The 8,145-nt window shown below is 28.2% G+C and carries 9 protein-coding genes; 1 reads left to right on the forward strand and 8 read right to left on the reverse strand.

Going from position 1 to position 8,145, the window contains the following annotated elements:
- Positions 1-31: 31 nt before the first annotated feature.
- Complete coding sequence (locus CHB63_RS04980) at positions 32-1,456, forward strand: SDR family oxidoreductase (protein ID WP_089377297.1); 1,425 nt, start codon at positions 32-34, stop codon at positions 1,454-1,456.
- Here the strand turns inward: CHB63_RS04980 and CHB63_RS04985 are convergent.
- The 8 genes from CHB63_RS04985 to CHB63_RS05020 all read right to left on the reverse strand — a co-directional run.
- The gene (locus CHB63_RS04985; RefSeq protein ID WP_089377298.1) at positions 1,449-2,729 is read right to left on the reverse strand and encodes a cryptochrome/photolyase family protein; all 1,281 of its coding nucleotides are present in this window, start codon (positions 2,727-2,729) and stop codon (positions 1,449-1,451) included. The two genes, CHB63_RS04980 and CHB63_RS04985, sit on opposite strands and share 8 nt — an antisense overlap.
- Positions 2,730-2,747: 18 nt before the next feature.
- On the reverse strand, positions 2,748-3,437 hold the full coding sequence (locus CHB63_RS04990) for a lycopene cyclase domain-containing protein (protein WP_089377299.1): 690 nt from the start codon (positions 3,435-3,437) through the stop codon (positions 2,748-2,750).
- On the reverse strand, positions 3,437-3,874 hold the full coding sequence (locus CHB63_RS04995) for a sterol desaturase family protein (RefSeq protein WP_176420254.1): 438 nt from the start codon (positions 3,872-3,874) through the stop codon (positions 3,437-3,439). The genes CHB63_RS04990 and CHB63_RS04995 overlap by 1 nt, the downstream gene beginning before the upstream one ends.
- A complete protein-coding gene (locus tag CHB63_RS05000; RefSeq protein WP_089377301.1) occupies positions 3,874-4,371 on the reverse strand; it encodes a hypothetical protein in 498 nt (165 codons plus the stop codon). Before CHB63_RS05000 ends, CHB63_RS04995 begins: the two co-directional genes overlap by 1 nt.
- Before the next feature lie 9 nt (positions 4,372-4,380).
- Positions 4,381-5,220 carry a phytoene/squalene synthase family protein gene (locus tag CHB63_RS05005; RefSeq protein ID WP_089377302.1) on the reverse strand — a complete coding sequence of 280 codons (840 nt, stop codon included), beginning with the start codon at positions 5,218-5,220 and terminating at the stop codon, positions 4,381-4,383.
- A 37-nt stretch (positions 5,221-5,257) separates the two neighbouring features.
- Entirely contained in the window at positions 5,258-6,718 is a 1,461-nt protein-coding gene (locus CHB63_RS05010) for a phytoene desaturase family protein (RefSeq protein ID WP_089377303.1), read from the reverse strand.
- A gap of 55 nt (positions 6,719-6,773) precedes the next feature.
- Positions 6,774-7,673, reverse strand: a complete 900-nt coding sequence (locus CHB63_RS05015; RefSeq protein ID WP_089377304.1) for a MerR family transcriptional regulator — start codon at positions 7,671-7,673, stop codon at positions 6,774-6,776.
- Between the two features lie 111 nt (positions 7,674-7,784).
- Positions 7,785-8,145: fasciclin domain-containing protein (locus tag CHB63_RS05020; protein ID WP_141107273.1), on the reverse strand; the 361-nt coding region annotated here is incomplete at its 5' end.

The following is an 8,145-nucleotide window of genomic DNA, read 5'->3' on the forward strand; positions in this document are numbered from 1 at the left end:
TACAATATATTAATCTTCAACTATATAACTAATGAAAATTCTTGTCACAGGCTCAACAGGCTATATTGGAAAACGATTAATCCCTTTATTGTTAAATGAAGGATATTCAGTTGTTTGCTCGGTAAGAGATGCTTCTAGAGCTCATCCGTTCAATAAAGAAGATGAACTAATTACTGTTGTTGAATCTGACTTTTTAAAACCAAACACTTTATCAACTATTCCAAAAGATATTGATGTCGCTTATTATTTAATTCACTCAATGTCTAATTCTTCAACTGAATTTCATTCTTTAGAAGAAAAATGTGCACAAAATTTCAAGGAATTTATTGAAACAACAGCAGCCAAACAAGTTATATATTTAAGTGGTATTACTAATGACACTAAACTTTCTAAACATTTATTATCTAGAAAAAATGTAGAAAACATTTTGCAATCAAACACATATTCACTAACTACTTTTAAAGCTGGTATTATTGTTGGCTCTGGAAGTTCTTCATTTGAAATAATAAGAGATTTAGTTGAAAAATTACCTGTAATGATTGCTCCAAAATGGTTAAATACCAAAACACAACCTATCGCTATAAGAGATGTTTTAAATTTTTTATTGAAAGCAATTGGAAATGAAAAATTATATAGTAATTCTTATGATATTTTTGGTCCGGAAATATTAACATATCAAGAAATGCTGCTTGAATTCGCAAAAATAAGAGGTCTTAAAAGATACATTTTAACAGTACCAATTATGACCCCAAAATTATCTTCTTATTGGCTATACTTTGTAACATCAACATCTTATAAACTAGCAGCTTCACTTGTAAATAGTATGGGAATTGAAATTATTGGAAAACCTAGTAATATTAATGAACTACTAGATATAAAACCAATTTCTTACAAAAAAGCGATAAAAAATGCATTTGTAAAAATTGAACAGAATAGTATTGTTTCTAGTTGGAAAGACTCATTTATAAGTGGTCGTTTGCAACACAAAGCTCATGAATATATAAATGTACCCTCTTATGGATGCTTTAAAGATATTAAGCAACGTTCCATTAATAATCCAACAGAAACTATAAATAAAATTTGGGCAATAGGAGGAGAAAATGGCTGGTATTATGGAGATTTCTTATGGAAATTAAGAGGTTTTTTTGATAAGGTTTTTGGAGGCATCGGTTTACGAAGAGGCCGCACAAATCCAACAGAACTTAATGTGGGTGATTCCCTCGATTTTTGGCGTGTAATTTATGCCGATAAAAACCATAAAAGGCTGTTACTTTATGCTGAAATGAAAATTCCTGGAGAGGCTTGGTTAGAATTTAAAATAGAAGAAAATATATTATATCAAACTGCTACATTTAGACCTAAAGGTATTGCAGGACGCTTGTATTGGTATACCGTTGTACCATTTCATTATTTTGTATTTAATGGAATGATTTCAAAATTAGCAGCACCTAATTAAGCAAAGCTTTTTTTAACACCGTCAAATAACGTTCTCTAGCAAATTTATGTTCCACAATTTCTGGAATTACTTTATAATTGGGATTCCATTTTTCAATATATTTAAAATCTGAATCAAACTTTTGTTGCTGTGTTGTTGGGTTAAAAACTCTAAAATATGGAGCTGAATCACAACCGGTACCTGCAACCCACTGCCAGTTTCCATTATTGGCTGACAATTCAAAATCTAATAGTTTTTGAGCAAAATACGCTTCTCCCCATCGCCAATCTATCAATAAATGTTTGTTTAAAAAACTAGCAACAATCATTCTAACTCGATTATGCATATAACCTGTTTCATTTAATTGTCGCATTCCAGCATCTACAATTGGATAACCTGTTTTACCTTCGCACCACAATTTAAATTCTTCTTCATTATTTCTCCATTTAATAAAATTGTATTTCGCTTTAAAGTTTTCATTTACAACCTTTGGAAAATGATACAAAATTTGCATAAAAAATTCGCGCCAAATTAATTCACTTGTAAAAGTTGCTTCTGTTTTAATGGCATATGCGATTAATCTTCGAACGCTTACCGTACCAAAACGCAAATGCACTGATATGTTTGAAGTTCCTATTGAAGGAATATCTCTGTACAGTACATAATTATCGATACATTTTGAATTGATTGGCAACACTTCAATCTTATTTTTCTCGAAACCAATCTCTTTTAACGTAGGAAAGTGAAACGTTTCTTTTAAAAATTTACTACTTAATTTTTCTGAAGGAAATTGCCGAATTGAACTATTATTATACTCCAACAACCACTTTTTTTTGTATGGTGTGTATACCGTATAAGGTAAACCATCAGCTTTTGTTATTTCACTTTTTTCAAAAATAACTTGATCTTTAAAATTGAAAATAGTAGCCCCTTTTTCTTTACAAAATCTTGAAATTTTTGCATCTCGTTTAGTTGCATAAGGTTCATAATCTCTATTAAAGAAAACATTTTTCACATCAAATTCCTCAAAAATTTGTTCCCAAGCATCTGTTATATTTGTATTTAAAATATATAATGAAGCGTTTTCTTTCTGTAATTCATCATTAATTTTCGCCAACGATTGATGAATAAATTGAACTCTAGCATCATTTTTTGGTAATTCCGATAAAATGTTAGTATCAAAAATAAAAACAGGAAGTATAGGAAATTCAGAATTTAACGCGTGAAACATTGCGCAATTATCTTCTAATCTTAAATCTCTTCTAAACCAAAATACAGAAACTTCTTTTTTCATTCAATTAATTTACATGGGTTATTTTTTATTGAATTTTACTTTGAATTTTTCAATTAAAATTAAATTAGCAAAAAGCATACTAAATGCATAAAAAGTATCTTCAATAGGAATTGTAAATAAACGGATTCCTAAATTTTCGTTGTTGTTATACCAAACAACTTCATTCTCAATAAAACTTCCTGTTAAAATTCCGTTTACTATAAAAAATGGAATTAATATCACTAAAAAGGTAATATAGAATTTTTGTAAAATAGTATTCTTGTTAATAAATGAATAAGCTAACAAACCTGTAAAAACAAGCAGATTTATAAAGGTATACCATTTATCTGTATTTAAAATTAACACAACAACCGACAATATAAATAGTGAAATTGTTATATAATTTGTTGCTTTTTTAGATAATTGAAGTTTTGGAAAAAAGTAACCCACTGCGTAATGCGTAAAAATACTGGCATAAGGAATACAAATAAAAAATAATATTTCTTCTAACGGAATACCAAAAATTAAAAGATTAACGTGATAATTTGGATTAAATCCCCAAACACCCATTTTTGTAAAAATAATATCCCAAATTATAAAAAAGAAAGCAACAATAAAAAGAGATAAAAAAACAGGTTTCCTCCATTTTATAAAGTTCATTTTCTTTTCAAAACTATAGGCAAACGGAACTATAAATGATGCGAAATTTAAAATTAAATATAGACTCATTAAATTTTAAAATATTTAAAAGGCACAAATAACATTCCAAAGCATTCGCCTTCCTCTTTACCCAAATGTTTATGATGCACTTTGTGTGCTTTTCTTAATCCTATTAAATACTTATTATTTGTTTTATTAAACCAATTAAAACGTTTATGAATTAAAACATCATGCACTAAAAAATATGCTATTCCATATAACATAATTCCCAAACCAATAAAAAACAAATAGTTTAAACCATCTTGCACACCAAAGTAAAATAAGGCGATACTCGGAATAGCAAAAATTATAAAAAATACATCATTCCTTTCGAACCAATTTTGGTATCTAGGCTGATGATGGTCTTCATGAAAATACCACATAAAACCGTGCATTACAAACTTGTGCGTTAACCAAGTAACACATTCCATCAATAAAAAAGTACCAATTGTAATTAATGCAAACATTATAAATTATTTAATAATTGTTTAATTCTTTGTGTTTTTTGACCAGAAATATTTTTAGAAAGTAACATATAATTTAGCATCCTAAGTTTAAAATTACTACTTAAATTATAAGACTCCACACCTTCAATAATCGCTAAATAATCTTCTTCTAAATTTTTATTATAACCTAAAAAGTTTGGCATTTCACTTTGAAGCAAAAAACGAATATATCTAATTTCAATATTATTTTGATGATTAATCACTAAATCGTCTAGTAATAATTTACCCTTTTTAAAATATTTAAGTTTTGTTAAAGGAAATTTAACATATTTAGATTTCATAAATAGCATTGCAGCATAATAACCTTTTGAGGTTTCATCTTCATTTTTTTCCAATTCATTTAAAGATCGTTCAGCTTGCTCTAAAGAATTTATATTTGGAAAATCATTTCTAACAACATCTAAACCATTATTAGTTGACCCAAAATTAAAAAAAACTAAAAAAATTAAAAATCTCATTTTATAAAACTATAATAAATTTAATTTAAAAACAACAAACGATCTTGCCAATAAGCTTAATTTCATCGGATTAGAAACTCTAATTCTCGTGGTTAAAATTTTCTCTGATGGAGTGCTTTTTAGTTTAGACAACAATCTTTTATAATAAATAAAAGCTGTATAAACACCAAACTTTGCTTCTAAAGGTAATAACTTTATACCTTTATATGCTTCAACAAAATCCTCCTCAATTTCATTAATAATTGATTGTTTAGCTTCCAAATTTAAGGATTCAAAATTTACGCCTGGAAAATAAGAACGGTTCAAAATTTCATAATCATCTTTTAAATCTCTTAAGAAATTTACTTTTTGAAATGCCGAACCTAATCGCATTGCATAACTTTTTAAAGATTCATACATTTCATTATCACCATTAACAAATACTTTTAAACACATTAATCCAACCACATCTGCTGAACCATAAATATAATTATTGTACTCTTTTTCTGTTTCATATTCGGTTTTATTTAAATCAAGTTTCATACTTGTTAGAAAAGCTTGCACCAAATCATCGGTGATTTTGTATTTTTTTACCGTTTGTTGAAAACTGTTTAAAATTGGATTTAAACTAATACCCGCTTCCAAACCGGCATAATAATCCGCTTCAAACTGATTAATTAATTTATTTTTATCATAACCGTGAAAGGAATCAACAATTTCATCAGCAAACCTCACAAAAGCATAAATACTATAAATACCTTCTCTAATTTTTGGAGACAACATTTTTACGGCCAAAGAAAAAGAAGTACTGTATTTTTTCGTAACAATTTTGCTACAAATAAATGAAGTGTCATCAAATAATTGCTTCATAATTTTTAATTTTTTTAGTTAATATAAGTAGTTTAATTTAAATAGCGTTTTGCAAAACCATTTCCGAAACAATTTTTCCTGAAATTATTGATGGCGGAACACCAGGTCCTGGTACAGTTAATTGACCTGTGAAAAATAAATTCTGTACTTTTTTACTGGTAATTTTTGGTCTTAAAAAAGCCGTTTGAGTTAATGTATTTGCCAACCCGTAGGCATTTCCTTTGTATGAATTATAATCTGCTATAAAATCATTTACACAATAAGATTGTTTAAATAAAATGTTGTCAGATACTTTTTGGTTGGTTAATTTTTCCAATCGCTCTATAATAACATTAAAATAATGCGCTCTAATTTCTGGAGTATCTTCAATACCAGGAGCAATTGGAATTAAAAAAGTAGCCGCTTCATTATTAATAGGGGCAAAACTATTATCGGTTATACTTGGGAAACTAGCATAAAAAAGCGGCTCCTTTGGCCATTGAGGCGTATCGTAAATATCTACTGCGTGCACATCAAAATCTGTATCAAAAAACAAGGTATGATGCGCAACATTTTCTAATTTTTTATTGAAACCTACATAAAATAATAATGATGAAGGTGCGAATGTTTTTTTACTCCAATACTTTTCAGAATACATTCTATGTTTCTTATCTAATAATGTTTCTGAATGATGATAATCTGCACCACTAACTACTATGTCTGCAGGCATAAACAAACCATCAACCGTTACACCAATAGTTTTCCCATTTTTAACTTCAATTTTTTCAACATTTTGATTTGTTTTAATGGTAACTCCTAATTCTGTTGCTAAAGAAACAAAAGCTTTTACCACTTCGAACATTCCTCCTTCCGGATGCCAAGTTCCTAAACCAAAATCGGCATAATTCATAAAACTGTAAAAACTTGGAGTGTTTGATGGTTTTGCGCCTAAAAACAGTACAGGAAATTCTAATATTTGAATTAACTTTTTACTTTTAATATTGGCTCTAACTTCTGTACTAATACTTTTAAAAAACTGATTTACATTTTTAATGGTATCAAAAGTGATTAACTCTGCTATAGAATTACCTGGTTTGTAAACCATATTATTAACTGCAATTTCATAATTGAATTTTGCAGCTTTTAAAAACTTTTTAAGGTATTTAGAACTCCCTTTTTCCTCCTTTTCAAAAATAGTATAGATTTCTTCTATATTATCTGAAATGGTTAAAGATTCAAGTACATCAAAATAAACCTGATAAGCAGGAGCTAGCTTTTTTAAGTCATAATAATCTGATGGTTTTTTATTGAAATCATTAAAAAATTTCTCAAAAACATCTGGCATCCAATACCAAGTTGGACCAATATCAAATTTAAAACCATCTTGTTCTAAAACACGTGCTCTGCCACCAACACTTGAGTTTTTCTCAAGAATAGTAACATTAAATCCCTTTTGAGCTAAGTAACACGAAGCTGAAAGTGATGAAAATCCGGAACCTATTATAATTAAATTTCTCATAATGTTTAACAAATATACCACAAAGTTAAACAAAAAACAAATTTATTTTAATCTTTTATAAATACTTGATCAAATCTATAACAGAATTAAATGTTCTTACATTAGATGATTCTAAAATCTCAGTTGATTCTTGAATTTTTCTTCCTAGCAACCACAACTCATTATTTGAACTTGACAAAACCTCTCCCTTTACCTTTTCAATGTATTCTTTTACAGATATTTGAGATGGCTCCACGGTTAAATAACTTATAAAACAAACAGAATTAAATACATTTTGAACATCATTTAAATTACTTACCGGAACACTCTGGCCCAAATAAACAGACTGATAGCCATGCAGCAATATTTCAAAATGCAAATACAATAAACCTAAATCATGAATTTCATTCATTGGAAGATATAACACAAAAACCTTCTTTAAATTAATTGGCTTAGACAACTGCAACCTTTCTATATTAATCTGTATTTTTTGCTGAATGAGATTTGAAATAAAATGCTCGTGTGCAGGTGTTATAGAATTTACTTGCCAAAGCATACCTATTTCATTTATAAAAGGGATAAAAACATTTTTAAATATTTCTCTAAATGAGGAATTAACAACTAAATTATTATATGTTTCATTAAACATATTTTCATCAAAATTTAACATTGATAGTTTTAATGCATTAGAAGCTTGCTCATTAATACCGGTTTTCGTTACTAATTCTCTAACCTTTATAACAATATTTGATTCAGATAATTCTGCTATCTTGGAGATTTTTAAACCATTATTATTTAAAAATGCTACATTGAGCAACTTTTGAAGATTTTGAAGATTGTAATATCTAATATTAGATTCCGTTCTATTTGGCTCCAGTAAGTTATACCGTTTTTCCCATATTCTAATTGTGTGCGCTTTAATCCCAGAAAAATTCTCTAGATCTTTAATTGTAAATTCTGACTTAATATTGTTCATTAATTGTTGTTTTAACTTAAACAAAAATAGAATATTTTTTTAATTTTCACCATGTTTATTGAAAAAAAAAGAACAACCTCTTCAGATTGTTCTTTTTAAACTATTAATTTTTTAATTTAAATTAGGCAATACAACTTTATCAATTACGTGAATAACTCCATTTGCAGTTTGTACATCTACGGCAATAATTGAACTAACTCTTCCATTAGCATCTGTTAAACTTGCTCCACCAGATACATTTGCAGTAATATCTCCACCCAAGGTTGTAATAGTCATATTATCTGATAATTGAGCAGCAACAACGTTTGCTCCTCCTACAACATGATGATTTAAAGTTGCTGTTAATGTAGCTTCATCAATATCGTCTAATACAGCAACGTTTAATTCTGTAAGTAAATCACCAAAAGCATCATTTGTTGGTGCAAATACAGTAAAAGGCGCTGGGTCTGATCCATTAGCAGTTGAAAGTACG

The sequence above is a fragment of the Lutibacter flavus genome (assembly GCF_900188355.1).
Taxonomy (GTDB): domain Bacteria; phylum Bacteroidota; class Bacteroidia; order Flavobacteriales; family Flavobacteriaceae; genus Lutibacter; species Lutibacter flavus.